23 protein-coding genes are annotated in these 25,949 nt (G+C 74.9%); 19 read left to right on the top strand and 4 right to left on the bottom strand.

All coding sequences use genetic code 11. The features are described 5' to 3' along the window. Positions 1-351 precede the first annotated feature (351 nt). Together hpnA and VMV22_03500 are read right to left on the bottom strand one after the other, a co-directional pair. The gene (gene hpnA / locus VMV22_03505) at positions 352-1,422 is read right to left on the bottom strand and encodes a hopanoid-associated sugar epimerase (protein HUY21387.1); all 1,071 of its coding nucleotides are present in this window, start codon (positions 1,420-1,422) and stop codon (positions 352-354) included. Continuing rightward, positions 1,419-2,804 (bottom strand): aspartate aminotransferase family protein, encoded by a 1,386-nt coding sequence (locus tag VMV22_03500; protein ID HUY21386.1) that lies wholly within the window; start codon positions 2,802-2,804, stop codon positions 1,419-1,421. The genes hpnA and VMV22_03500 overlap by 4 nt, the downstream gene beginning before the upstream one ends. Positions 2,805-3,324: 520 nt before the next feature. On the opposite strand from VMV22_03500, the gene VMV22_03495 reads away from it, so the two are divergent. Then, positions 3,325-4,887 carry a hypothetical protein gene (locus tag VMV22_03495; GenBank protein ID HUY21385.1) on the top strand — a complete coding sequence of 521 codons (1,563 nt, stop codon included), beginning with the start codon at positions 3,325-3,327 and terminating at the stop codon, positions 4,885-4,887. A 90-nt stretch (positions 4,888-4,977) separates the two neighbouring features. Here VMV22_03495 and VMV22_03490 read toward each other — a convergent pair whose 3' ends face one another. Further along, positions 4,978-6,384, bottom strand: a complete 1,407-nt coding sequence (locus tag VMV22_03490) for an aminotransferase class V-fold PLP-dependent enzyme (GenBank protein ID HUY21384.1) — start codon at positions 6,382-6,384, stop codon at positions 4,978-4,980. Positions 6,385-6,446: 62 nt separating this feature from the next. On the opposite strand from VMV22_03490, the gene VMV22_03485 reads away from it, so the two are divergent. Then, a complete protein-coding gene (locus VMV22_03485) occupies positions 6,447-6,830 on the top strand; it encodes a hypothetical protein (GenBank protein HUY21383.1) in 384 nt (127 codons plus the stop codon). 18 nt (positions 6,831-6,848) lie between these two features. Here VMV22_03485 and sodN read toward each other — a convergent pair whose 3' ends face one another. Beyond that, positions 6,849-7,268: a superoxide dismutase, Ni gene (gene sodN / locus VMV22_03480; GenBank protein ID HUY21382.1), complete on the bottom strand. Its 420-nt coding sequence runs from the start codon at positions 7,266-7,268 to the stop codon at positions 6,849-6,851. Between the two features lie 108 nt (positions 7,269-7,376). On the opposite strand from sodN, the gene sodX reads away from it, so the two are divergent. From sodX to VMV22_03395, 17 genes are all read left to right on the top strand, one after another. Beyond that, positions 7,377-7,742 carry a nickel-type superoxide dismutase maturation protease gene (sodX, locus tag VMV22_03475; protein ID HUY21381.1) on the top strand — a complete coding sequence of 122 codons (366 nt, stop codon included), beginning with the start codon at positions 7,377-7,379 and terminating at the stop codon, positions 7,740-7,742. Between the two features lie 55 nt (positions 7,743-7,797). Further along, positions 7,798-8,337: a hypothetical protein gene (locus VMV22_03470; GenBank protein HUY21380.1), complete on the top strand. Its 540-nt coding sequence runs from the start codon at positions 7,798-7,800 to the stop codon at positions 8,335-8,337. Positions 8,338-8,379: 42 nt separating this feature from the next. Continuing rightward, positions 8,380-8,889 (top strand): helix-turn-helix transcriptional regulator, encoded by a 510-nt coding sequence (locus VMV22_03465; GenBank protein ID HUY21379.1) that lies wholly within the window; start codon positions 8,380-8,382, stop codon positions 8,887-8,889. 55 nt (positions 8,890-8,944) lie between these two features. Further along, entirely contained in the window at positions 8,945-10,210 is a 1,266-nt protein-coding gene (locus VMV22_03460) for a glycosyltransferase (GenBank protein HUY21378.1), read from the top strand. Positions 10,211-10,315: 105 nt separating this feature from the next. Continuing rightward, positions 10,316-10,789: a YbjN domain-containing protein gene (locus VMV22_03455; protein HUY21377.1), complete on the top strand. Its 474-nt coding sequence runs from the start codon at positions 10,316-10,318 to the stop codon at positions 10,787-10,789. Positions 10,790-11,083: 294 nt separating this feature from the next. After that, positions 11,084-11,872: a pyrroline-5-carboxylate reductase gene (gene proC, locus VMV22_03450; GenBank protein ID HUY21376.1), complete on the top strand. Its 789-nt coding sequence runs from the start codon at positions 11,084-11,086 to the stop codon at positions 11,870-11,872. A gap of 89 nt (positions 11,873-11,961) precedes the next feature. Beyond that, a complete protein-coding gene (locus tag VMV22_03445) occupies positions 11,962-12,198 on the top strand; it encodes a helix-turn-helix domain-containing protein (protein HUY21375.1) in 237 nt (78 codons plus the stop codon). A 34-nt stretch (positions 12,199-12,232) separates the two neighbouring features. Continuing rightward, positions 12,233-13,114, top strand: coding sequence for an SAM-dependent chlorinase/fluorinase (locus VMV22_03440; protein HUY21374.1), 882 nt, complete (start codon positions 12,233-12,235; stop codon positions 13,112-13,114). After that, on the top strand, positions 13,111-14,652 hold the full coding sequence (locus tag VMV22_03435; protein ID HUY21373.1) for an AMP-binding protein: 1,542 nt from the start codon (positions 13,111-13,113) through the stop codon (positions 14,650-14,652). The genes VMV22_03440 and VMV22_03435 overlap by 4 nt, the downstream gene beginning before the upstream one ends. An 85-nt stretch (positions 14,653-14,737) precedes the next feature. Further along, complete coding sequence (locus VMV22_03430; GenBank protein ID HUY21372.1) at positions 14,738-15,445, top strand: redox-sensing transcriptional repressor Rex; 708 nt, start codon at positions 14,738-14,740, stop codon at positions 15,443-15,445. A 173-nt stretch (positions 15,446-15,618) separates the two neighbouring features. Next, complete coding sequence (hemA, locus tag VMV22_03425) at positions 15,619-16,896, top strand: glutamyl-tRNA reductase (GenBank protein HUY21371.1); 1,278 nt, start codon at positions 15,619-15,621, stop codon at positions 16,894-16,896. 79 nt (positions 16,897-16,975) lie between these two features. Then, positions 16,976-17,938 carry a hydroxymethylbilane synthase gene (gene hemC / locus VMV22_03420; protein ID HUY21370.1) on the top strand — a complete coding sequence of 321 codons (963 nt, stop codon included), beginning with the start codon at positions 16,976-16,978 and terminating at the stop codon, positions 17,936-17,938. Beyond that, the gene (gene cobA / locus VMV22_03415) at positions 17,935-19,482 is read left to right on the top strand and encodes a uroporphyrinogen-III C-methyltransferase (GenBank protein HUY21369.1); all 1,548 of its coding nucleotides are present in this window, start codon (positions 17,935-17,937) and stop codon (positions 19,480-19,482) included. Before hemC ends, cobA begins: the two co-directional genes overlap by 4 nt. Before the next feature lie 35 nt (positions 19,483-19,517). Further along, complete coding sequence (hemB, locus tag VMV22_03410) at positions 19,518-20,510, top strand: porphobilinogen synthase (GenBank protein HUY21368.1); 993 nt, start codon at positions 19,518-19,520, stop codon at positions 20,508-20,510. Next, positions 20,503-21,798 (top strand): glutamate-1-semialdehyde 2,1-aminomutase, encoded by a 1,296-nt coding sequence (locus VMV22_03405; protein HUY21367.1) that lies wholly within the window; start codon positions 20,503-20,505, stop codon positions 21,796-21,798. The genes hemB and VMV22_03405 overlap by 8 nt, the downstream gene beginning before the upstream one ends. A 159-nt stretch (positions 21,799-21,957) precedes the next feature. After that, the gene (locus tag VMV22_03400; protein ID HUY21366.1) at positions 21,958-23,679 is read left to right on the top strand and encodes a glycosyltransferase family 39 protein; all 1,722 of its coding nucleotides are present in this window, start codon (positions 21,958-21,960) and stop codon (positions 23,677-23,679) included. Between the two features lie 98 nt (positions 23,680-23,777). Beyond that, positions 23,778-25,931: a PQQ-binding-like beta-propeller repeat protein gene (locus VMV22_03395; protein ID HUY21365.1), complete on the top strand. Its 2,154-nt coding sequence runs from the start codon at positions 23,778-23,780 to the stop codon at positions 25,929-25,931. Positions 25,932-25,949 lie beyond the last annotated feature (18 nt).

Genomic DNA, 25,949 nt, shown 5'->3' with positions numbered 1-25,949 from the left:
CGAAACCGAGGGCGTCGAGGCGGAGCATCCTGAGGGAGTGGTCGACGTCGTCGATCGCGGCCGCCACCCGGCGCCGGGTACGTGTACCGAGAACCTCGGCACGAACGTGCCGCAGTCCGAGCCCCACGGCCTGCAGTCGGCGCACCATCGCTGCTGCGGTCGCGATGTCCACCGTGCGTCGAGGCTCTGTCATCGCGTCTCCCGCTGCTGGGTGCCCGACCCGGACCGTGCGGGGATGGCGTCCACCCCTTCTGGGTATCGGCGCGTCACGGGGTTGTCTGAAGGTATCGACGAGCCTCCGGACGCATGCGGGGACCGGGTGGCCAGGGCCGACCACTCAGGGCCGACCACTCAGGACGGGGCGCCCCACGTGATCTTCGCCTGCCGGCCGGCGGTGACGTAGCCGTTGTCCACGAACCACCGGGCCGAGCTCTCGATGGCCTCGGATGCCGGCCGCGGCGAGTACCCGAGCTCCTTGCGGGCCCGGGAGTCGTCGAAGGCCATGTGGGTCGTCGACATGCGGGCGGCCTCGAGCGGGACCGACGGGTGGCGGCGCAGCAGCCGCCCCTCGACGAACTCGGAGACGTGCGCCACGCCGAGCGAGACGGCACGGGGCACGCGCAGCCTCGCCTCGGGTAGGCCGGTCGCCGCCGCCAGCACCCCCAGCAGGCCCTGCAGCGAGTAGTTCTCACCGCCGAGGATGTAGCTGCGCCCGGTCTCCCCGCGCTCGAGGGCGAGCACGTGGCCGGCGGCGACGTCGTCGACGTGCGCCACGTTCAAGGTGGTGTCGACGTAACCCGGCACACGCCCGTTCAGGTAGTCGAGCACCAGGCGCCCGGTGGGTGTGGGCACCCGGTCGCGCGGCCCCAGGGGGAACGTCGGCATGACGATGCTCACGGGCAGCCCTTGCGCGGCCGCCCGCAGCACCTCGTGCTCGGCGACGTACTTGGAGCGCTTGTAGGAGCCGAACAGGTGGCTCACGTCGGGGAAGCTGTGCTCGTCGGCCGCCACCCCCCGGCGGGCGGCGTCGAGGCCGAGGGTCCCGACGGTGCTCGTGTAGACCATGCGCTCGACGCCCGCAGCGCGCGCCGCCTCCATGACGTTCAGCGTCCCGCCCACGTTGACGTCGTAGAACTGCCGGGGGTCGCGCGCCCAGAAGCGGTACAGGGCGGCGACGTGGAGCACCGCCCGGCAGTCCCGCAGCGCCCGCCGGACCCCCTCGGCGTCGCGCACGTCGACGTCGACCCGCTCGACGTCGACGTCGGCCAGGTTGGCCAGGTCGGCCCCGGGCTCCACGAGCCCCCGGACCGACGCCCCGCGGGCGAGCAGCGCCCGGGTGACGGCCGAGCCGATGAACCCGCTCGCTCCCGTGACGGCGACCCTGTCCCCGTGCCCGTAGCCGGGCCCGGCGTCGCCGGTCAACCGGGAGTGCGCCGCAGCGCGCCCCTGAGCATGGTCCTGCCGACCTCCCAGAACAGGCCCGACCCCCGGCTGGCGTCCCCGAGCACGTCGTCGAGCGCGTCGACGAAGCGCTCTACCTCCTCCTCGCCGGCGACGAGCGGCGGGAGGAGCTTCACGACGTTGGTGTTGTCGGCCGCGACCTGGGTGAGGATGCCGTGGCGGTGGTACAGGGGCAGGACCACGAGCTGCGAGAACAGCGCGGTACGCATGGCCTCGACGACCCGCCACCGGCGCCGCAGCGGCCCGGACTCGGGCGGGCCGAACACGAGCCCGATCATGAGCCCCTTGCCGCGCACCTCGTGGAGCAACTCGTAGCGCTCGACCAGTGGGTCGAGGGCCTTGGTGAAGGCCTCGCCCGTGCGCCGGGCACGGTCGACGATGTCCTCCTCGTCGAACGCCTGCAGCGTCGCCAGCCCCGCCACCATGGCGAGCTGGTTCGTGCTGAACGTGGACGAGTGCACGACGGCGCGGTCCATCGAGCTGTAGACGCTGTCGAACACCTTGGCCGACGACAGCATGGCCCCCACGGGGACGTAGCCGCCGGAGAGGGCCTTGGAGACGGTGATGACGTCGGGCCGGACACCCCAGTGCTCGTGGCAGAAGAACTTCCCGGTGCGCCCCAGGCCGGCCTGCACCTCGTCCATGACGAACAGCGTCTTGTGGCGACGGCACAGCTCCTGCACCGCCGGCCAGTAGTCGTCGGGCGCCATGTTGACGCCCTTGCCCTGGATGGGCTCGACGACGAAGGCGGCCACGTCGCCGCGCCGCAGTTCCTTGGCCAGCGCGCCGATGTCGCCGAACGGCACGCAGCCTGTCGGCAGGAGCTTCCCGAACCCTTCGCGGAATTCCTTGCCCCCGTTGAGCGACAACGCCCCGGTGGTGAGCCCGTGGAACCCGTGGTCGCAGTAGACGATCCGGTCCCGCTTGGTGGCGGCCCGGGCGAACTTGATGGCCGACTCGATGGCCTCGGCGCCCGAGTTGGTGAAGAAGGCCCGCTCGATGCCGGGGTGCGAACGCTCCACGAGCGCCTCGGCCAGCAGGCCGGGGAGCAGCGAGCAGTCCATCTGGACGAGGTTGGGAAGATCGGCGTCGATGGCCTCGTGCAGCGCCCGGGTGACGGCGGGATGGCCGCGGCCGAGCGCGAACACGCCGAACCCGGACAGGAAGTCGAGGTACCGCCGCCCGTCGGCGTCGAAGAGGTAACAGCCCTCGCCGCGCACGTAGTAGCGGTCGAACCCGATCGTCTTCAGGACGCGGCCCATCTGCGGGTTCATGTACCGGGCCTGCAGGCGGAAGTTCTCTCCCTGCCGCGCCTGCAGCACCTCTGTCAACTCGAACGGCATCGACGACTCCCACTGTGCCCGACGCGTTTCAGGCTAACAGCGCCCCTGACGACGCCGAACGTCGCCGTCGCGCCCGGCGCGTCCGCGGAGGCGGCGCGCCACGCCGTCGCCGCGCCGCGGGCGGCGACGGCATGCCGACTGCCGCGCCCGGACGCCATGCGCCTCGCCGCGGGCGGCGACGGAAACTCGTCCCGTTCGGGCGGACGAGCGGCGCGGGCCGGGCCGCGCCGGCGCGAGGGCGCCGTGCACCGTCGGCGAACGGCCGGCGTGTGCCGGACGTGCGGCCGAGGTCTGGCGTCCCGGCCGTGCAACCGGGCCGCCGCGGCGGCTCGGACCGGTCCGACGCGCCTGACGGGCCCCGGACGAGGCCGGGTCGGCACGTGTCCGAACAACAAACGAACAACGTGAGGGTTTCTCTCTGCGTGGTTTAATCGACGCTCTCAGTGCTCCGATACCACGGATCGTGGAAGCAGTTCCCCCTTGCACGAGGCGTGGCGTCCTTCCCGCGGCGAGCCGGGCGGTGGCCCGCCGGGCCCGCAGCCTCCTGCTGGCCACGGCCGTGCTCCTGGTGGCCCCGACCGTGGCCTTGGCGCCCTTCGGCGCCACGCCCGGCAGCGTGGCGCAGGCGACGCCGCGCGGGCCCGCCGCCCCCGTCCCGGTCACCCGGGCCTCCGGCCAGGGCACGCTGCCCCCGGCCGAGCCGGCGGGCAACATCGCCCCGTCCCCGAACTTCCTGTCGAGCTGTGTCGGGACGCGCTACGACGACTCCCAGCAGTGTCTCGCCACCGCGCTCCAGGCCATCGACAACGCCCGCGAGACCGAGGGCCTCCCCGGCATGGTGCTCCCCACCGACTGGGCCCAGCTCTCCCCCGAGCAGCAGCTGTACACGGCGACCAACCTCGAGCGCACCGTTCGGGGCCTGCCCCCGTTGACGGCCATGGCGACCGCCCTCGACCAGGTGGCGGAGTCGGCCGCCGTCCAGAGCACCGATCCCTCGCCGCCGCGCGGCTTCCCCTGGACGACCTGGGGCGGCAACTGGGCCGGCGCCATGGGCAACCCGCTCGAGGCCATCTACTTCTGGATGTACGACGACGGGCTCGGCTCGTCCAACATCGACTGCACCCCGTCGAACACGTCCGGGTGCTGGGGGCACCGCGACAACATCCTGCTGTCGCTGACGTGCCAGACGTGCGTGATGGGCGTGGGCTTCGACGCCACCGGGTGGCAGGGGTACCCGAGCTGGACCGAGCTCCTCGTCGACTCGTCGGGGTCGCCGCACCTCGACTTCGTGTGGAGCCAGGTCGTGACGTACCTGCCCGGCTCACCGGGCGGCTCGGGGCTCGTCGCCCCCGCCGTCGGCATCGCCTCCACGCCCGACGGCCAGGGCTACTGGCTCGTCACCGCCGACGGCGGCGTCTACAACTTCGGCACCGCCCCGTTCTACAGCTCCATGGGAGGCCTGCCCCTCGCCGCGCCGGTCGTCGGCATCGCGTCGACGCCCGACGGTCGCGGGTACTGGTTGGTGGCCTCCGACGGTGGGCTGTTCGCCTTCGGCGACGCCGGGTACTACGGGTCGATGGGAGGCCACGCCCTCGCTCGCCCGGTGGTCGGCGTGGCGCCGACAGGCGACGGGCGCGGCTACTGGGAGGTCGCCTCCGACGGCGGGCTGTTCGCCTTCGGCGACGCCGCGTTCTACGGGTCGATGGGCGGCCGTCCCCTGGCGCGCGCCGTGGTGGGCATGGCACCGACACGCGACGGGCGCGGCTACTGGGAGGTCGCCTCCGACGGCGGGCTGTTCGCCTTCGGCGACGCGCCCTTCCTCGGGTCGATGGGCGGCACCACCCTGTTCCGGCCGGTCGTGAGCATGTCGTCGACACCCGACGGCCGCGGCTACTGGCTCACGGCGTCGGACGGCGGGATCTTCGCCTTCGGCGACGCCCCCTTCCGGGGGTCGACGGGCGGGCACGTGCTCAACGCCCCGGTCGTCTCGATGAGCGCGCCGTCGAGCGCCGGCTACTGGCTGGCCGCCTCGGACGGCGGGATCTTCAGCTTCGGTGTGCCCTTCCACGGCTCCATGGGCTGAGCGCTCCCGCGCTCGGCCGCCGTCTCGGCTCCCGTCGCCCGCACCCCCGCCGGTCGCAACGGCCGTCGCCGACTCGGTCGGCGGTGTCGTTCAACCCCGGGCGCAGGAGGTGCCGGTCTCGCGCTCGTGGCCGAGCCATCCCGGGGCGTCGGTCTCGGGCCAGTAGTCACCGGTGCCGACGTCCTGGACATAGGGGACCGGGGGAGGCTCGCCCGCCCCGGCGCCGGCGGCGATGGCAGCGACCGCGGCCAGCAGGGTGTCCACGTCGGCCTCGGTGTTCGAGATCCCGCAGCTGGCGCGCACCGCCCCGGGCATGAGGCGGTGGTCGCCGGCCTGCACCTGCTGCCGGTACGTGTCGACGTCACGGGCCGACAGGCCGAGGAGGCGGATCAGGTAGGGGTGCGCGCAGAAGCAGCCGTGGCGCACCCCGATGCCCCACTCGGCGCTCAGCCGGGCCGCCACCAGGGCGTGGTGCACGCCCTCGACGACGAAGCTCCCGATGGCGAGCGTGTCGGCGTCGAGGGGCGGGCCGAGCAGGCGCACGCCCTCGATGCCGGCCAGGCCGCGGCGCAGCCGCTGCGCCAAGGTCCGCTCGTGGGCTTCGATGGCCTCCCAGCCGATGCGGCCGAGCTCGCGCAGGGCCGCCTCGAGCGCCACCGCGCCCACCACGTTGGGCGAGCCCGCCTCCTCGCGCTCGGGGGGCTCGGTCCACCACACCTCGTCCAGGTCGACGAGGTCAACGGCCCCGCCGCCGGCGAGGAACGGCTCACCCTCGGCGAAGGTGGCGGCCGGGCCCACCAGGACGCCGGCGCCGAACGGCGCGTAGAGCTTGTGGCCGCTGAAGGCGACGTAGTCGACCTCGGGCGGGATCCGACGGTGCGGTGCGAGCTGGGCGGCGTCGAGCGCCACCGGGACACCGCGTTCGTGGGCGACGGCGGCGATGGCGGAGACCGGCGGCAGCCACCCCGTCACGTTCGAGGCGCCGGTGAGCGCGAGCAGGCGCGGTCGCGGCCGTTCGTCGAGACCCGCCACGACGGCGTCGACGTCGAAGGTGCCGTCGACCCCGCACTCGACGTAGCGCCGCCGCGCCACGCGCCCCCACGGCAGGAGGTTGGCGTGGTGCTCGACGACGGTGGTGAGGACCACGTCCTCGGGCTCGAAGGGCATCCGGAACGCCAGATGGTTGAGGGCCTCGGTGGTGTTCCGGCACAGGATGGCGACGTCCGCGGTGCCCGGCCCGCCGCCCCGGGCGAAGGCGAGGGCGGTGGCCCGGGCCGACTCGTAGGCGGTGGTGGCGAGCCGCGACTTGTATCCCGCGCCCCGGTGGACGCTGGAGTACACGGGGACGAATTGCTCGACGGCCGCCATGACGGCGGGCAGCGCGCCGGTCGACGCCGCCGCGTCGAGGCTCACGTACCGCCGGTCGCTCCCGTCCACGCACGGCACGACCACGTCGTCGCCCACCAGCCGAGACGGTGGGTCCGCGGTGTGCGCCACGGGCGGAGTCTACGGGTGCACCGTCGCGCCCCGGGGCGGTGCCGGCCGGTACGATCGCAGGCGTGGAGCACGACGACGCCGGCTTCGGTCCCCGAACCTACGGGGGCCCCACCGCCGGGGACACCGATCCCGAGGTCCGGCCCGGGGCCGCCCCGGCGTTCGAGGTGGAGGCCGTCGCCGAGCTCGGGGTCGAGGTGGAGGCCGGCCTCGAGGTGGAGGCCGAGGTGGAGGCCGAGCTCGAGGTGGAGGTCGAGGTCGAGATCGACGAGTCCTTGCTGGACTCCATCGAGCAGGACCTGGCCGACGTCGAGCGGGCCCTCGCCATGATCGACGACGGCACCTACGGGCACTGCGACGTGTGCGGGAACGCCATCGACGACGCCGACCTGTCGACGGCACCCGCCACCAGGTTCTGCCCGGACCACCTGCCGCTCACGCTTCGCTGACGGCCCGGCCCCGCCGGGCTACCCCTTCTTGGTCGCCCAGAAGATGGTGTCGATCTCCGCGATCTGGTCGAGGAGGCCCTGGGCCACGCCGGGGTCGTTGGTCTTCTTCGTTTCGCCCGCCGCCTTCGTGGCCTTCCAGAACAGCTCGTGGAGCTGGGGGTGCTTCGCCAGGTGCTCGGGCTTGAAGTAGTCGGTCCACAGCACCCACAGGTGGTGCTTGACGAGCTCCGCCCGCTGCTCCTTGATGGAGACGGCACGCTCCTTGAACACGGCGTCGTCGGACCCGTTGAACTTCTCCATGCACGCCTTGACCGACTCGGCCTCGATCCTCGCCTGGGCGGGGTCGTAGACGCCGCACGGAAGGTCGCAGTGGGCGTGGGCGGCCGACGCGGGGCTGATCCGGTCGAGGGTCGACAGCAGGCGGTCGACGATGCGCATGTGCGGGTCTCCTTCGTGCAGAGTGCAGTCGATGGGGCTCGTGCCCACCTTACCCAGAGACGGCCGACGGTGACCCCGGGGCGCTCCCGCCCGGGGCGAGGCCGGCCCGTGCTGGTGGCGGCAGCGGCGGTCGCCCTCACCGGCGTCGCCGCGTTCGCATGGGTGCGCCCGCGCCGGGTCGTGGTCGAGGGCGGGAGCATGGAGCCCACGCTGGCGCCGGGCGACCGGCTCCTGGTCACCCGGGCCGCCCGCCTGCGCGTCGGCGACGTCGTGGCGGTGCGTGACCCGCGCGACCGGGGGCGGGTCCTCGTCAAGCGCATCGCCGCCGTGCTCGCCGACGAGGTGGCGCTGCGCGGGGACAACCCCGCTGCGAGCACCGACAGCCGGCATTTCGGGGCGGTGCCGTCGGGTGCCGTCCTGGGGAGGGTGGTCCGCTGCTACGCACCGCCGTGGCGGGCCGGGCCGGTGCGGTGAGGGGGTGTGCGGCCGGGGTGCGGGGAGCGCCACCCGGCGGAGTACGATCGCCCTGATGGCGTCGCTGGACACCGAGCTCGACCGGTTGCTCGCCCCCCACTACCTCGACGGGGTGAATACCCGTTCCCTCGAGGAGGTGCGCGCCATGCGCGCCGAGTGCCAGGCGGCCGAGACGGCGGTGTCGTTCCTGCGGCGGCTGGCCCAGGGCCGGCTCGACCTCGTGCACGCCTGCCTCGACCGTGCCGAGGGGGAGAGCGGCGGGCTCGACTCCCTCGTGGAGCGGCTGCCGTCCATCATCGGCTCGGGGCCGGCCCGCCCGTCGGGGTACGGCCGGCTGCCGTCGCAGATGTCCCCGGACCTCGACAGCACCGACCTCACCGAGGAGATCGACGGCGTGCTCGACGCCGACCACATCGGGGCGCTGCCGACCATGGGCGACGACGAGCTGCGGGCCGTGGGCGACCGCCTCACGGAGATCGAGACGCGCATCTCGGACCAGCGCCGGGCCCTGCACGAGCGCATCGACACGCTCCAGGCCGAGATCGTGAGCCGCTACAAGACGGGCGAGGCGTCCGTCGACGGCCTGCTGGCCTGAGCAACGCCGCCCCCGCCCCCGCATCCGAGGACGAGGAGGACCGTGCCCAAGCAGCTCCCGGACCGCTGGCGGGACCTGGGGTCGTTCATCCGGGAGCAGCGCTCGACGGCGCGGCTGTCGCTGCGGCGCCTGTCGGAGCTGGCGGGCATCTCCAACCCCTACCTCAGCCAGATCGAGCGCGGGTTGCGCCGACCCTCGGCGGAGATCCTCCAACAGATCGCCAAGGCCCTGCGCATCTCGGCTGAGACCCTCTACGTCCAGGCCGGGATCCTCGAGCCCGGCAACGGTGAGACGGACCTGGGGCGCGAGATCCTCGCCGACCCCCACCTCACCGAGGAGCAGAAGCAGGCGCTGATCCGCATCTACCTGTCGTTCCGCCACGAGAACGACGTCCAGCCCGAGCCCGTCGCCGACGACGAGGCGGCCGGGACGGCGGGGGCGGCGGGGGCGGCCGGGACGGCCGGGGCGGCCGGGACGGCCGGGGCGGTCGCCCGAGCCCACCCCGCCGGGAACGGCTCGGGGGGCGCCCGGGGCAAGACGGCGGAGGTGTAGCGGGAGCCCCCGCCCCGAGATCGGGTCCGGGACCGTCCAGGTAGGCTCACCGCCGGTGCGACGACTCTCTGTGCTCTCGCTGCACACGTCACCCCTCGCCCAGCCCGGGACCGGTGACGGTGGGGGGATGAACGTCTATGTGCGCCAGCTGTCCTCGGCCCTGGCGCGGGCGGGCGTGGAGTGCGACGTCTATACGCGGGCCTGGTCGGAGGACCTCCCTGCCACGGTCACCATCGAGCCCGGGCTCCGCGTCCACCACGTGCCGGCGGGCCCCCTCGGCCCGGTGGTGAAGGAAGCGCTCCCGGCGGTCGTGGACGAGTTCGCCGACAACGTGCTGTCCCTGATGACCTCCGGCGCGGGCGTCACCCCCGCCCTGCACGCCGAGACGGGGTTCGACGCCGTCCACGCCAACTACTGGCTGTCGGGCATCGCCGGCCACCGGATCAAGCACGAGCTCGACCTGCCGCTGGTGTCGACCTTCCACACCCTGGCCCGGGTCAAGGCGGAGGCGAGCCCCGAGGAGGTGTCGAGCGACGAGCCCCACCGGCGGGCGGAGGCCGAGGCCGCCGTGATGCGCTGCTCCGAGGTGGTCCTGGCCTCGTGCTCGGTGGAGGCCACCCAGCTGGCCCAGCTCTACGACGGGGACCCCGCCCGTATCCGGGTGGTGCCCCCCGGGGTCGACCACGCCTTCTTCGGGCCCGGTCACCGGCCCCAGGCGCGCCGCGCCCTCGACCTGCCCGCCGACGCGCCGCTCCTGTTGTTCGTCGGGAGGATCCAGCCGCTCAAGGGCGCCGACGTGGCCGTCCGGGCGCTCGCCGCGCTGGACGACCACCCCGGGGCCCGTCTCGTCATCGTCGGCGGGCCCAGCGGGCCGCGGGGCGAAGAGCACCTGGCCGCGCTCCAGGCGCTGGTGGCCGAGCTCGGGCTGGCCGACCGGGTCCGGTTCGAGGAGCCGCAACCGCACGAGCTGCTCTCCACCTATTACCGGGCCGCCGACGTGTGCGTCGTCCCCAGCCGCTCCGAGTCGTTCGGCCTCGTCGCGCTCGAGGCCGCCGCGTGTGGGACGCCGGTGGTGGCGGCGTCCGTGGGCGGGCTCACGACACTGGTGGAGAACGGCCACACCGGCTATCTCGTCGAGCCCTCGACGCCGGCGGCGTTCGCGGACGCGGTCTCCGGGGTGCTCTCCGACCCCTTGCTGGCGGAACGCCTCGCCACCAAGGCCGTGCTCCGCGCCCGCCGCTACACCTGGGCCGGGGCCGCTTCGCTGTTGCGGGCCACGTACGAGGAGCTCGCGGCCGAGCGCCTCGTCGCGTGCCGTTGACGGGCGGGCGCTCCCACGACCGGGCTGCGTGCTCGTGGCGCCGCTGACCGTGCCCGCCGATGACCGGCGCGCTCCCTGAAGGCCCGCTTCTGAGCCTGCCTACCCATGCCTGCTGACATCGCGTCACCGGAGGAGCACGCCGCGTGTGACGCGGCCATCGAGCGGTGGGCGGCGGCGCGCCTCGCCGAGGACGGCGCCGTGGTCGCCGTCGACCACCAGCCCGAGCTGGGTCGGTGGTACCTACGCCTGCAGGGCGACGAAAAGGACTTCGTCACGGTGTGGCTCACCGTGCGCCAACGCACGCTCCACCACGAGGCCCAGGTGATGCCGGCGCCCGAGGTGAACGTCGAGCAGACGTTCGAATACCTGTTGCGCCGAAACGCCGACCTGCACCAGATGCGTTTCGCGCTCGGCGCCGAGGACGCCGTGTACCTCGTGGGCGAAGTCCCCGTGAGCGCCGTCTCCGAGGAGGAGCTCGACCGGATCGTCGGGTCGAGCCTCGCCTACGTGGACGCGTACTTCCCGACGGCGATGAGCATCGGGTTCGCCGGCCGCTACCGCCGCCGCCGCCCGGCCTGACCGGTGGCGTCGTACGCGTGGCGTGCGTGTCACGACACCGCACCGGCAGTCCGCACGCCGGGTGCACGCCGTCGGCACGATGACGCGCCGCACGTCGTGACCGCGCGCACGGCGCGCGCGCATCGGGCCTGCGCGCGTCGCTCGTCCACCGGCTAGGGTGCGCCAGGCGCACGGCCCGAGGGGCTGGTGATGCCGGTCGATCGGGGAAGTGCGGCCGGCGTCCAGGGTTCCTCGGGCCGCGCCGCGTCCGGGCACCGACACTGTCGCCGCGGCGGTGACGGTAGCGTGACGCCGGTGCAGCCGAAGGTGCTCGTCGTCGGTGGGGGCAGCATGGGGGGCGCGCTGGCGCGCGGGCTGCTGGCCGCGCACTGGCGTCCCGCCGACATCGTGATCGTCGAGCCGTCCCCCGACCGTCGGACGGCGTTGGCGGCGCTGTTCCCCGGGGTCGTCGTCGAAACCGAGCCGCGTGACGCCGACGGTGCGGTCCTCGCCGTGAAGCCCGTCGACGCCGAGGCCGCCTGCCGGTCCGTGGCCGCCACGCGGTGTCGCCGCGTCCTGTCGATCATGGCGGGGGTCACCGTCACCCGGCTGGAGTCGTGGCTCGCACCGTCGAGTGCCGTGCTGCGGGCCATGCCGAACACGCCCGCCACGGTGGGGGCCGGCGTGTCGGCGCTGGCGGCCGGCTCGACGGCGTCGGGCCCCGACATCGCCTGGGCCGAAGAGGTACTCGGCGCCGTCGGCGACGTGGTCCGGGTCCCCGAGGAGTCGCTCGACGCCGTCACCGGGCTGTCGGGGTCGGGCCCCGCCTACGTCTTCCTGGTGACCGAGGCGCTGGTGGCCGCGGGCCAGTCCGCCGGCCTGTCCCCGGAGGTGAGCCGGCGCCTCGCCGTGGGCACCGTGGCCGGCGCGGGGCGGCTGCTGGCGGAGTCGGGCGAGCCGCCCGAGCGCCTCCGGGCACAGGTCACCTCTCCGGGGGGTACCACCGAGGCCGGCCTTCGGGTGCTCGAGGAGCGGGGGCTGCGCGAGGCGCTGGCCGCGGCGGTGGTGGCGGCCACCGAGCGCTCCCGTGAGCTCGGGGCCTAGTCCCGGCGCCCCGCCGCCGGGGAGCCCGGCCGGCGGCCGGGTGGCTGAGCAGCCATTTTCTGGCGCTCGCTCTTTCCTCATTCACCACAGTGGCGTACAGTCGCCTCAGGCGGAGAGGGGTGATTCCACTGAGTGCAGATGACGTCACGAGCACTCGCTTCCTGACAGTACGCGAGGTGGCGAGCACGCTCCGAGTGTCAAATATGACCGTGTACCGACTGATCAACGCAGGCGAGCTGCCTGCGGTTCGAGTCGGCAAGTCGTTCCGCCTCCGCGAGGACGACGTCAACCGCTACCTGGCCGACCGGTACACGCAGGCCGGCTGACCCTGCCGGCCGCCTCGGTGACGAGGGGGGGCGGGTGACCCGCCGCGCCGTCGGTGCGGTCTTCTTGTTGACCGATTACGGGACCGCGGACGAGTTCGCCGGTGTGGTGCGGGCCGTCGTCCAACGCGACGCGCCCGGGGCCCCGGTCATCGACCTCACCCACGAGGTCGCGCCGTTCGACGTCAGGGCGGGGGCGCTGGCCCTGAGCCGGGCCGCCCCGCATCTCGGCGCCGGGGTCGTGGTGGCGGTGGTCGATCCCGGGGTGGGCACGCCCCGGCGCGCCGTGGCCGTGCTGGCCGGCAGCCTCCGGTTCGTCGGCCCCGACAACGGGCTGCTCCCCTGGGCGCTCGACGCCGTCGGCGGTCCCCGGCAGGCCGTCGCCCTGCCGGGCCCACCCGCCGGCCAGGCGGCCTCCACCTTCGACGGGCGCGACGTCTTCGCCCCCGCCGCGGCGCGCCTGTGGCGGGGAGCCCCGCTGGCCGAGCTCGGCGACGACATCGACCCGGCGGGCCTGGAACGCCTGGCGCCCCCGCGGCTGGCGGTGTCGCCCGGCATGCTCGAGGCCGAGGTGCAGTGGGTGGACCGCTTCGGCAACGTCCAGCTGGCGGCCCGCCCCGGCGACGCGGCGCGCGCCGGCCTGGGCGCCGAGGTCGGCGTGACGGCGGGGGGCTCGGCCCACCGGGCGCGCGCCGCCACCACGTTCGCCTTGCTCCCCGACGGCGGCCTCGGCCTCGTGGTCGACGCCAACGGTCACCTGGCCCTGGTGTGCGACCGGCGGTCCGCCGCTACCGTGCTGGCGGTGCGGCCGGGCGACATCGTCACAGTGCAGGCGGCCGGGGACAGCGGGTCGGCGGCCGGGGACAGCGGGTCAGCGGGCGGCACAGCGGTGAGGGCGGACGAGGACGCCGCGCCGTGAACCTCGCCTCGCTCGTCGACGAGCACCCCGCCGCCGCCCGCGCCCTGTGGGAGGACGGGCACTGGCACAGCTGGGGCGACGTGCGCCGGCGCGCCGGCGCGGTGGCGGCCGGGCTCGTCGAGCTCGGAGTCGGGCCCGGGGACCGCGTGGCCATCGCCTGGCCGACGTCGGTCGACTTCGTGGTCGCCTATCTCGGTGTGCTCGCCGCCGGCGCCGTGGCCGTGCCCCTCAACCCCAACAGCCCGGCCAACGAGGTGCGGCGCGAGCTCGAGGTGGTGGAGCCGGCTGTCCTGCTGGCCGCCGCCGCCGTGACGGCGCCGGCCGGCGACGGTGACGGCGGCGACGTCGCCCGGTCCGTGGTGCTGCCGGCGGCGGCGTGCGACGCCGCAGTGTCGGCGGTGGCGCCGGTCACCTGGGAGGAGCTGTCGGCGGCGACCGGGACCGGCGAGTCGCGGCCCCTCGCCCCCGTGGCGCGCCAGGACGCCGACATCGCCGTGCTGCTCTTCACCTCGGGCACCGCCGGTGACCCCAAGGCGGCCATGCTCACTCACGGCAACCTGCTCGCCAACCTCCGCCAGATGCTCGGCATCCCCGAGATCCTGCGCGCCGACGACGTCGGGCTCGTGGCCCTCCCGCTGTTCCACGTCTTCGGCCTGAACGTGGCGCTCGGCCTGGGCCTGGCGACCGGCGCGGCGCTGGTCCTCGAGACACGCTTCGACACGCAGGCCTCGCTCCAGCTCGTGCACGACCTGGGCGTGACCACGCTCCTCGGGGTGCCGACCATGTTCTCGGCGTGGGCCGACGCTCCCGGCGAGGAGTCCGACGGCGCGTCGCCGCTCGCCGGCGTGCGCCGGGCCATCTCGGGGGCGGCCGCCCTCGACGCCGACGTCGCCGTGCGGTTCGAGCGCCGCTACGGCATCGCACTGTGGCAGGGCTACGGGCTCACCGAGGCCTCCCCGGCGGTGTCGACGTCCCTCGGCACGGGGCGCAACCGGCCCGGCTCGGTCGGTCGCCCGCTGCCGGGGGTGGAGGTCATGCTGGTGGACGAGGCGGGCGAGCCCGCCCTGGCGGGCGACCCGGGGGAGATCCGGGTCCGCGGGGCCAACGTGTTCGCGGGCTACTGGCGCGACCCCGTGGCCACGGCCGAGGTCCTGACCGGCGACGGCTGGTTGTGCACCGGTGACATCGGGGTCATCGGCGAGGAGGGCGACCTGTTCGTGGTCGACCGCTCCAAGGACCTCGTGATCGTCTCGGGGTTCAACGTGTTCCCGGCCGAGGTCGAGCGGGTGCTGCAGGCGGTGCCGGGCGTGGCCGAGGCGGTGGTGATCGGCCGACCCGACCCCACCACGGGGGAGGCCGTCGAGGCCGTGGTGGTGGCGGCCCCGGGGGCGACGGTGACCGAGGAGCTGGTGCGCGCCCACTGTGCCGCCCACCTGGCGCGCTACAAGTGCCCGACGTCGGTGCGGTTCGTCCCCGAGCTCCCCCGGGGCCTGGCGGGCAAGGCGTTGCGGCGGGCGGTGCGGGACCGACCCGCCTGACGCCCAGGGCCCGGGCTCCCGGCACGCCGTCGACCGGGTGGCTCGCTTGGTGCGAGCGGTCCCGGTGTCGGTACGATCCGCCGCGATGCCCGAACCGAGCGCGCGTCGCATCCCCGAGGCCACGGTCGCACGCCTGCCCGTGTACCAGCGGATCCTGATGGAGCTGGTGCGGGCCGGGACGACGACGGTGTCCTCCGACCAGCTGGCCGACATGGCGCGGGTCAACGCGTCCAAGGTGCGCAAGGACCTGTCGTTCCTGGGGTCGTTCGGGACGCGGGGCTCGGGCTACGAGGCCGAGTTCCTCCTGGCGCAGATCGACCGGGAGCTGGGCCTGCACGGGGACTGGCCCGTGTCCATCGTCGGGCTCGGCAATCTGGGCCGGGCCCTGGCCAACTCCCAGGGGTTCTCCTCCCGGGGATTTCGCGTGGCGGGCCTGTTCGACGTCGAGCCGTCGCTGCTCGGCAGCGAGATCAGCGGGGTGACGGTCCACCACGTCGACGACTACGAGCGCGTGTCGGAGGCAGACCCGCCCGCCATCGGCGTCATCGCCACCCCGGCCTCGGCCGCCCAGGAGGTCGCCGACCGCATGGTGCGCGCCGGGGTGGGCTCGGTGCTCAACTTCGCCCCGCGCGTCCTCACGGTCCCGGCCGAGGTCCTGCTCCGCTACGTCGACCTGTCGATCGAGCTCCAGGTGATGAGCTTCTACCTGTCGCACCGCCTGGTCCCGGGAGAGGGCCCGGCCTGGTCGCCGCTGCCCCACGCCGTGGGCCTCACCTCGGCCGAGCCCGGTTGAGCTCCCGCCGCCCGCGCCCCACCGCCTCCGACCTGGGACCCGGCCCCCACCGGGCCCCCCGGTCTGGCACGGGGCCCCGCCGCCCGGCATCCTGGTAGGAGGGAGCCGGGCAGACATCGGGCCGGCCGGCCCGTCGCGGACCGTCGACACGTGCAAGGAGCTCTGCGAGACGCTTGTCCGTCATCGTCGTTGGACTCGAGCAGCACCAGGTCCCGCTCGACGTGCTCGAGCGTGTGACCATCCCCGAGGAGGATCTCGGCAAGACCGTCGCGAGCCTGCGGGACCGGGCCAACCTGGCCGAGGTGGTGGTCCTGTCCACGTGCATGCGCACGGAGCTGTACGCCGTGGTGGAGCGCTTCCACGAGGGGGTCACCGACCTCCAGGAGTACCTCGCCGGGGTGGCGGGCGCACCCCTCGGCGCGCTGCAGGACCACTGGACGGTGCTCTTCGACGACGCCGTGACGACGCATCTCTTCGAGGTGGCGGCCGGGCTGCGCTCCAGCGTGCTCGGTGAGACCGAGGTCCTCGGTCAGGTGCGCCGGGCGCTCGAGCGCGCCGACGCCGAGCGCGCCAGCGGGCCGGTGCTGTCGGGGCTCTTCCGCCACGCCGTGCAGGCCGGGCGCCATGTGCGCACGACCACCGCCATCGCCCAGGGCGCGACATCGCTCTCCCATGTGGCGGTGGAGCTCGCCGCCTCGCGCCTCGGGGGCTCGCTGGCCGGGCGGCACGTGCTCGTCGTGGGGGCCGGGGAGATGGGCGAGGGCATGGTCGACGCGCTCGGGGGCCACGGGGACCTCGCCCAGGTGGTGGTGGCGAATCGCACGGCGCGTCGCGCCTCGATCCTGGCCGCGCGCGTCGGGGGCACCGGGGTCGGCCTCGCCGGGCTGCCCGAGGCGTTGGCCGCCACCGACGTGGTCCTCGTGTCGACCGGCGCCGCGCTGCCCGTCCTCGGGCCCGACGTGCTGGCCCCGGCGTGCGAGGCGCGCGCCGCCACACCGGGGCGCTCGCCGCTCGTGGTCGTCGACCTGAGTGTGCCGCGCAACGTCGACCCCGCGGTGCGCGAGGTGCCCGGTGTCGAGCTGCTGGACATGGACGACCTCACCGAGCACGCCGAGCGCGCCCTGGCCGGACGACGGGCGGAGCTGTCGGGTGCCCGCGAGATCGTGCGACAGGAGGTGGAGCGCTACCGCGCCGAGGAGCGGGCGCGGGGCGCGGCCCCGGTGGTGTCGGCGCTACGGGGCCGCATGGAGGAGCTGCGCCTCGCCGAGCTCGAGCGCCATCGCGGCCGGTTGGCCGACCTCGACGACCGGCAGTGGCAGGAGGTGGGCGCCGTCGTGCGCGACGTGCTCGCCAAGCTGCTGCACAACCCGACCGTGGCCGTGAAGGACGCCGCGGGCACCCCACGCGGCGAGCGGCTGGTCGAGGCGCTGCGCACGCTGTTCGACCTCTGAGCGCCACGCCCGGTCCCCGCACGTCCGGACCTCGACAGCCACCGACGCCGTCCGCACCCGACCCCGGTCCCACGTCATCGTGACCCCGAACAGTCGAGCGAGCCGGCGCGCCCTGCGCGTGGCCACCCGGGGGTCGCCCCTGGCACTGTGGCAGGCGCGCCGCGTCGTGGCGCTGGTGGCGGCCGTGCCGGGGGCGCCGCGGTGCGAACCGTTGGTGGTGCGGACGACGGGGGACGCGCTGGCCGACGTCCCCGTGGCCCAGCTCGGCGGCCAGGGCGCGTTCGTGAAGGAGGTGCAGGCGGCGGTGCTCGACGGTCGCGCCGACCTGGCGGTGCACTCGGCCAAGGACCTGCCCTCGGCCACGCCGCTCGGGTTGGTCCTGGCGTGCGTGCCGGAGCGGGCCGATCCCCGCGACGCCCTCGTCGGGTCACCGCTCCAGGACCTGAAGACCGGAGCCACCGTGGCCACCGGTTCCGTGCGTCGCCGCGCCCAGCTGGCGTGGCTCCGTCCCGACCTGACCTTCTGCGACCTGCGGGGGAACATGGCCACCCGGCTCGAGCGGGCGCGCCAGGTCGACGCGGGCGTGCTGGCGCTGGCGGCGCTGCAGCGCCTGGGCCTGGCGTCGCACGTCGCCGAGGTGCTCGATCCCGGCACGCTGCTGCCGCAGGTGGGGCAGGGCGCCCTGGCGGTCGAGTGCCGCGAGGACGACCACCACGTGCTGGAGCTCCTGCGCGCCGTGGACGATCCCGCCCTGCACGACGACGTGGACGCCGAGCGGGCCTTCCTGGCCGCCGTGGGCGGCGGGTGCACGCTGCCGCTCGGGGCCCTGGCGGTTCACAGCGGCGTGGGCGCGGAGATGGTCGTCGAGGGCATGCTGGCCAGCCGCGGCGGCGGGGTCATGGTGCGGCGGCGCCTGTCCGGGCAGTCGCCCCAGAAGCTGGGCCGCCAACTGGCGCTCGAGCTGCTCGACGACTGTGGAGGCTCGTCGCTCGAGGACTGGTCGCAGCGCACCGAGGGGGGCGTCGGGGCGGAGGGGCGGTGACCGTCTACCTGGTGGGGGCCGGGCCCGGCGACCCGGGGTTGTTGACCCGCCGGGGCGCCGAGGTGCTGGCGCTCGCCGACGTGGTCCTCTTCGACCGGCTCGTCGCCCCGGCCCTGCTCGACCTGGCGCCCGCGGCCGCACGGCGCGTCGACGTCGGCAAGCGTCCCGGTGAGCAGGGCCACCAGGACGACGTGACCGCCCTCGTCCTGGAGCATGCCCGCCGGGGCAGGACCGTCGTCCGCCTGAAGGGCGGGGACCCCTTCGTCTTCGGGCGCGGCGGGGAGGAAGCCGAAGCGCTGCTGGCCGAGGGCATCGCGTTCGAGGTCGTGCCCGGCGTCACCTCCGCCTTCGCCGCGCCGGCGGCGGCGGGCACACCGGTGACGCACCGGGGACTGTCGTCGTCGGTCACGGTGGTCACCGGGCACGTCGGCCCGCCCGACGCCCCCGGGGCGGTGGACTGGGAGTCGCTCGCCCGTGTGGGCGGCACGATCGTGGTCCTGATGGGCATGGCGGCCCGCGGCGAGATCGCCCGGCGCCTCGTCGCCGGCGGGCGCAGCGGCGACACCCCCGTGCTCGTGGTGCACGGCGGCACCACCCCGGCACAGTCCAGCGTGCGCACGACCCTGGCGGGCCTCGCCGACGTGGCGCTCGGGCCGCCGTGCGCGATCGTCATCGGGCCCGTTGCCGCCCTCGACCTCCGCCCGCCCCGTGCCGGCCCCGGCGGTGGCCCCCTGGCGGGGATGCGCGTGGTCGTGACCCGGGCCCCGGCCCAGGCGGCGGTGCTCGAGGCCGCCCTGGCGGGCGCCGGGGCCACGGTGGTGGCGCTCCCGGTGGTCGCCATCGTCGACCCCCCCGACGGCGGCGAGGCGTTGCGCGCCGCCGCGGCCCGCGTCGCGTCGTTCGACTGGGTCGTGTTCACGTCGGCCAACGCTGTCGAGCGGTTCGTGCCGCTGCTGCGTGACGGGCGGTCGCTCGGGCAGGCCCGGCTGGCCGTCGTGGGGGCCGTGACGGCGCGGGCGCTGGCCGCCCGCCACCTGGTCGCGGACCTCGTGCCCGAGGTCGAGACGGCCGAAGGGCTCGTGGCCGCCATGCCCGCAGCCGCGCCCCCGGGCGCGGGCACGGCCTCGGGCCCGGCCTCGGGCACGGTCCTCTTCCCTCGGGCGGTGGAGGCCCGCCCGGTGGTGGCGGCCGGGCTCCGGGAGAAGGGGTGGGACGTCATCGAGGTCGAGGCGTACCGCACCGTCCCCGCCACCGCCGCCGACGGCGCCACCGACGATGCCCTCGACGCCGCCTCGGCGGCGCACGCCATCACGTTCACCTCCCCGTCCACGGTGACGGCGTACGCCGCGCTGGCCGCCGGCCGGCCCCGGCCGGCGGTGGTGGCCTGCATCGGGCCCGTGACGGCCGAGGCGGCCCGGGGGGAGGGGTTCACCGTCGACGTGGTGGCCGCCGACCACAGTGCCGCCGGACTGGTCGCCGCGTTGTCGGCGCACGTCGGCGGGGGCGGGGCGCCGCGGGGGGTCGACACGCCGCCGTCCACGTAGGCTCGCGCACCGTGGAGGGCATGTCACCGAGGCCGATGCGGCCTGCAGCATTCCCGGTGCGCCGGATGCGCCGCCTCCGGCGCACGCCCGCCATGCGCCGGCTGGTGGCCGAGACGACCGTGGGGGTCGACGACCTCATCGCCCCGCTCTTCGTGCGGGCCGGCGTCGCCGAGCCGGTGCCCATCGCGTCGATGCCGGGTCATGTGCAGCACTCCCCGGCGTCGCTGGTGCGCGAGGCGAAGCGGCTGGCGTCGCTCGGGATCCCCGGGATCGTCCTGTTCGGCATCCCGTCGGCCAAGGACGCGGAAGGGTCCGGTGCCTGGGACACCGACGGCGTCGTGCAGGTGGCGCTGGCGGAGCTGCGCAGCTCGCTCGGCGACACCATGGTGCTCATCGCCGACCTGTGCCTGGACGAGTACACCGACCACGGGCACTGCGGCGTCCTCGCCGCCGACGGCAGCGTCGACAACGACGCCACCCTCGAGCGCTACCGACGCGTGGCCCGGGCGCAGGCCGCCGCGGGCGCCGACGTGGTGGCGCCGAGCGGCATGATGGACGGCCAGGTCGCCGCCATCCGCGCCGCGCTCGACGAGGCGGGGCGCGCCGAGGTGGCGGTGCTCGCCTACGCGGCCAAGTTCGCGTCGGCGCTGTACGGGCCGTTCCGCGACGCCGTCGACGTGAGCATCGCCGGCGGGGGGGACCGACGCGGCTACCAGCAGGACTTCCGCAACGGCCGCGAGGCGCTCGCCGAGGTCGCGCTGGACGTGGCCGAGGGCGCCGACATCGTCATGGTCAAGCCGGCCATGGCGTACCTCGACGTGATCGCGGCGGTGGCGGCGCGCGTGGACGTGCCCGTCGCCGCCTACCACGTGAGCGGCGAGTACTCCATGGTGAAGGCGGCCGCCGAGCGGGGCTGGATCGACGGCGACGCCGTGGCGCTCGAGCACCTCACCGCGCTGAAGCGCGCCGGGGCGGGCATGATCCTGACGTACTTCGCCGGTGAGGTCGCCGAGGCCCTGCATGGCTGACCCGTCGGGGCCGCCCACCAACGCGGGGTGGTTCGAGCGCGCCCGACACGTGATCCCGGGCGGCGTCGATTCGCCGGTCCGGTCGTTCGCGGCGGTCGGTGGCGTGCCCTACACGGTGGTGCGTGGCCAGGGCGCCCACGTCTGGGACGTCGAGGGCCGGCGCTACGTCGACATGGTCCAGTCCTACGGCGCCGTCCTGCTCGGTCACGCCCACCCGGTGGTCACCGAGGCCGTGGCGCGCGCCGCAGCGCTCGGCACGAGCTTCGGCGCGCCCACCCCGGGCGAGGTACTGCTGGCCGAGGCCGTCTGCGGCCGCGTGCCCGGGTGCGACCAGGTGCGCATGGTGTCGTCGGGGACCGAGGCGGCCATGAGCGCGGTGCGCGTGGCGCGGGGATTCACCGGACGCGACCGGGTCGTGAAGTTCGACGGGTGCTACCACGGCCACGCCGACACGCTGCTGGCCGGCGGGGGCAGCGGGGTGGCCACGCTGGGCCTGCCCGGCTCCGCCGGTGTCCCGTCGTCGGCCGTGGCCGACACCGTGGTCGTGCCCTACAACAGGGTCCCCGAGCTCGACGAGCGCGTGGCGTGCGTGATCGTCGAGCCGGTCGCCGCCAACATGGGCCTGGTCGGGCCCGCCCCCGGCTTCCTGCAGGCGCTGCGCACGGCGTGTGACGACGCCGGTGCCCTGCTCGTGTTCGACGAGGTCATCACCGGGTTCCGCCTGGGCCCCGGCGGGGCGTCGGCGCTGTCGGGGGTGACGCCCGACCTGTGGTGCTTCGGCAAGGTCATGGGCGGCGGGCTGCCCCTCGGGGCGTTCGGCGGACGGCGCGACGTGCTCGCCGTGCTGGCGCCGGGCGGTCCCGTGTACCAGGCGGGCACGCTGTCGGGGAACCCGCTCGCCACCGCCGCCGGGCTCGCCGTGCTGGGGGCCGTCACGGCTGCGGACTACGACGACCTGTGTGCCCGCGCCGGTCGCCTGGCCTCCGGTCTCGAGGGCGCCATCGCCGGTGCGGGCGTGGCCGTGCAGGTGCCGGTCGTGGGGCCGCTGGTCGGGCTCTTCTTCGGCGACGCCCCCGTCACCGACTACGAGTCGGCCCGGGCATCGGTGGCGGGGGGCGGGTACGCCCCGTTCTTCTCGGCCATGCTCGAGCGGGGTGTGGCCCTGGCGCCCGGTCCCTACGAGGTGATGTTCCCGGGCCTGGCGCACACCGACGCCGACATCGACGCCGTGGTCGAGGCGGCGGCCGGCGCGGCGGCGTCGGCGGCCGCCGTCCCGACGGCCGGCTGAGCCGGCCTCCGTCGGCCGGCGCGCCGTCGGCCCGGTCGCTGCGAACGGCCCACCGCCGGTCCGGTGGCGCCTCCCGTCGGGGCGGAGGGTCGCAGGCGGCCCGGCTGATGCTGGGGCCGTGCCACGGAACCGGTCCGTCGTTTCGTTACCATGCCGTGGATGGACGGGGTGCAGGCGCCGCCGGCGGGGCCCGGCGTCGCACCCGGCGTCGCACCCGGCGTCGCACCCGCCGACGCCCCGGACGCCGACGCCTTCCCGGAGGTGCCCGACGGCTCCCCGGTCGTCGTGCCCGACGGGCCCGCGGCGGTGCTCGACGGGCCCGCGCCCGACGCCACGGACGGGCTGCACCCGGCGTTGTTCGGGGTCATGGTGGTCGGCGCCGTGGCGGTCATCGCCCTCGGGGTGGCCTTGCGCTTCGTGGCGCGGTCGGACATGTGGCTCGACGAGGCGCTCACCCTCAACATCGCGCGGCTCCCCCTCGGGCAGATCCACGGTGCCCTGCGCCGCGACGGCGCCCCCCCGCTGTACTACGTCCTGCTCCACTTCTGGACGGGTGCGTTCGGGACCTCCGACACCGCCGTGCGATCGCTGTCCGGCCTGCTCAGCTGCGCCACCCTGCCGTTCATGTGGGTGGCCGGGCGTCGCCTCGGCGGCCGGACGGTGGCCGCCGGCGCCCTGGTCATCGTGGCGACGTCCCCCTTCGCCGTCCGGTACGCCACCGAGAACCGGATGTACGCGCTCGTGGGCTTCCTCTCCGCCGCGGGCGTGGTGGCGCTGCAGCAGATCCTGCGCCGGCGCACCGCGGCCAACGTCCTCGCCCTCGCGGTCCTGACGGCGTCGCTGCTCTACGCGCACTACTGGGCGCTCTACCTGGTGGGCGTGACGGCCCTGTGGCTGGCGTGGCAGGCATGGCGGGGCCCCGACGACCGTCGCCGCGGCGCGCGCGCCGCTCTCGCCGCCGTCGTCGTCGGGTGCCTGGCGTTCGTGCCGTGGGTGCCGACCTTCCTGTACCAGGCGCACCACACCGGGACCCCGTGGGCCAAGCCCGCGAACTTCGCCGCCATGGTCAACGCCGTCGCGTCGTTCGCGGGCGGGGCCACCAGCCAGGGCCGTGCGCTCGCCCTCGTCTACTTCGCCCTCGCCGGCCTGGGGTTGTTCGGCGTGGCCCGCGGCGCCGTCCACGTCGACCTCGACCTGCGCACCCGCCCGCGCAGCCGGGCCCTGGCGCTCGTGCTGGGTGGCACGCTCGCCGTCGCCATCGTCGGCGGCTACGCCAGCCGCAGCGCGTTCCAGGCGAGGTACGCGTCGGTCGTGTTCGTCCCGCTCGTCCTGCTGGTGGCCCTGGGCCTGGCCACCTTCGGCGACCGCCGGATCCGCGCCGGCGTCCTGGTGGCCGCAGTGGCCTTCGGGGTGGCGGGGAGCGTGCCCAACATCTGGACGAGCCGGACCCAGGCGGGGGAGGTGGCTGCCACGCTCGCCCGGCTGGGCCGCCCCGGCGACGTCGTGGCGTACTGCCCCGACCAGCTCGGCCCCGCCGTCCACCGCCTCCTGCCCGCCGGGAGGTACCGCGAGATCACCTTCCCGCGCGGCACGGGGCCGGCCTTCGTGAACTGGGTCGACTACTCGGCCGCCTCGCGCGCCGGGCACTCCGGCACCTTCGCGGCGCGCCTCGAGCAGCTGAGTGCCCCCGTCCACCAGATCTGGCTGGTGTGGGCCCCGGGGTACCAGACGTTCGGGACGAAGTGCGAGACCCTCGAGACCGACCTCCTCGCCGACCGGTCCCTGGGCGCCCACGAGATGTTCCCCTACCGCCAGGTCACCGACTCGTGGATCACCTACGAGAACATGGAGCTGGTCCGCTTCGTCCACATCGGCAGGTAGCGGGAGCGGGCCCGCCGCCACGGCCGTCCCGCCGGACCGCCGCTCGTCCCGCGGGCACGTGGCCGGGCGCTCAGGTTGTGGGCCTTTCGTGCCGACACATGACCAGGAAGCGGTTCCGCGCCGGGACGTCGGTGACGGAGGAGGTCAGCATGGCTCTGGCGCGGTCGCGTCGGCACCTCAGGGTGGCGGCGGCTCTGGCCACGATCGCGATGACGGTGGGAGCGGGGATCGCCCTGCCCGGAACCGTCGAGGCGGCCGCCCCCCGGACGGGCCTGAGCGTGAGCCTGAAGTGGGCCGACATGCTCGGCCCCAACTCCCAGATCGATCTGTCGTCGCCCAACCTCGCCACGCTCGACGGGGGAGGCCAGTCGATCGTGGTGGGATCGCGCGTCAACGGCTGCGTCTACGCCGTCCACCTGTCCGACGGGAGCACGACGCCGGGCTGGCCGCAGCAGTGCAACGGCAACGCGGTGGACTCCACACCGGCCGTGCTGCCGGTCGGGGGAGGCCTCGACGACGTCGTGGTCAGCACCGGCGACGTGGGGGGCATGAACCCCGCGGCGCGCAACGCCGGTCACGGGTCGGTCATCGAGTACGGGCCCGGCGGCAACACCCAGTGGGCCCGCACGCTGCCCGATGTCTACGGCACGCTCGGCGGCGACCCCGCCGTGCCGGCGTCGCCGGCCATCGGTGACACGGGCACCGGTCAGGCCCGCATCGTCGTGGGGGGCGTGAGCCTGAGCCTGTACTCCCTCGACCCCGCAACCGGCGGGACCATCCCGGGGTGGCCGCAGAAGACGGCCGACACCACCTTCGCCACCGCCGCCATCGCCAACGTCGACAACTCCCAGCAGATCGTGGCGTCGAGCGACTCCACGGCGGGGCCGGGCGCGCTCGACAACTGGAATGGCGGCGCCTCGCGGCTGATGAGCGCGCGCGGCGGCACGGTGTGGACCGACGCCAGCAACGAGGTGGTGACGTCGTCGCCGGTCGTGGGCAACCTGGACGGCTCGGGGCCCGTCGCCGTCTACGGGCACGGGCGGTACTGGGGCGGCAGCGACGGTGACGGGCTGACGGCCGTCGACGCCGCCACGGGCGCGCTGCGCTGGGAGCGCCACCTCGGCGGCTACACGCGGGCGACGCCGGCGCTCGCCGACCTCCAGGGCAACGGCCGGCTCGACGTGGTGGAGCCGACGTGGACGGCGGACGGCCAGACGATCGGCGGCCTCGTGTTCGCCGTCGACCCCAACGGCAACCAGCTGTGGGCCGTGCAGCTGCCGCTGCCGCCCGGGCAGACCACCAACACCAACACCATCGCGGGCGGCGTGGCCACGGCCGACTTCGGAGAGGGCTACCAGGACGTGGTCGTGGCCTCGGGCCTCGGCTTCGACATCCTCGACGGGCGGACCGGCGGCCTCGTGAGCTCGCAGGGCCTCAACCTGAACAGCCCGTCGGGCAACTTCGGGGGCGACACGAACGCCGCCAACCTCAACATGCAGAACTCTCCGCTGGTGGTGCCCGACCCCTCGGGCGTCGGGGACGACATCGTGGTGGCGGGCACCTACGGCGGCGTGAACAACGACAACACCCAGGGGTTCATCGCCGTCTACAAGGTCACGAACGGGTCCAACCACTCGCTCGGGAGCGGGGCCTGGCCGCAGTACCATCACGACCCGCAGCTGACGGGTTCGGCCATCGCCCCGGCCCCCGCCCCCGGCACCTGCAGCCCCGACGTCCCGCCCTGCTCCACCCAGGGGTACTGGATGACGGCGACCGACGGGGGTCTGTTCGCCTACGGCAACGCCCCGTTCTTCGGCTCCATGGGCGGCCGTGCCCTGTCGCGACCCGTCGTCGGCATCGCCCCGACGTCCGATCACGGCGGGTACTGGGAGGTGGCGTCGGACGGCGGCGTGTTCGCCTTCGGCGACGCCGCCTTCCACGGCTCCATGGGCGGCACGCGCCTCAACCAGCCCGTGGTGGGGATCGCCACGACCCCCGCCGGCGGCGGGTACTGGGAGGTGGCGTCGGACGGCGGGCTGTTCGCCTTCGGCGACGCCGGGTTCTTCGGGTCGATGGGCGGGTCGCACCTCAACCAGCCGGTGGTGGGCATCTCGCCGACGACCACGGGCCGCGGGTACTGGATGGTCGCCTCCGACGGCGGCGTCTTCAACTTCGGTGACGCCTTCTTCCGGGGGTCAGCAGGGAACCTGGCGCTGAACGCGCCTGTCACGGGCGTAGCCGCCAACAGCTGACGGCGCGCCGAACGGAGG

It is taken from the genome of Acidimicrobiales bacterium (genome assembly GCA_035531755.1).
In the GTDB taxonomy this organism is placed as follows: domain Bacteria; phylum Actinomycetota; class Acidimicrobiia; order Acidimicrobiales; family UBA8190; genus DATKSK01.
The sequence above is the reverse complement of the archived record's forward strand: the minus strand, read 5'-3'. Positions and strand labels throughout refer to the sequence as shown.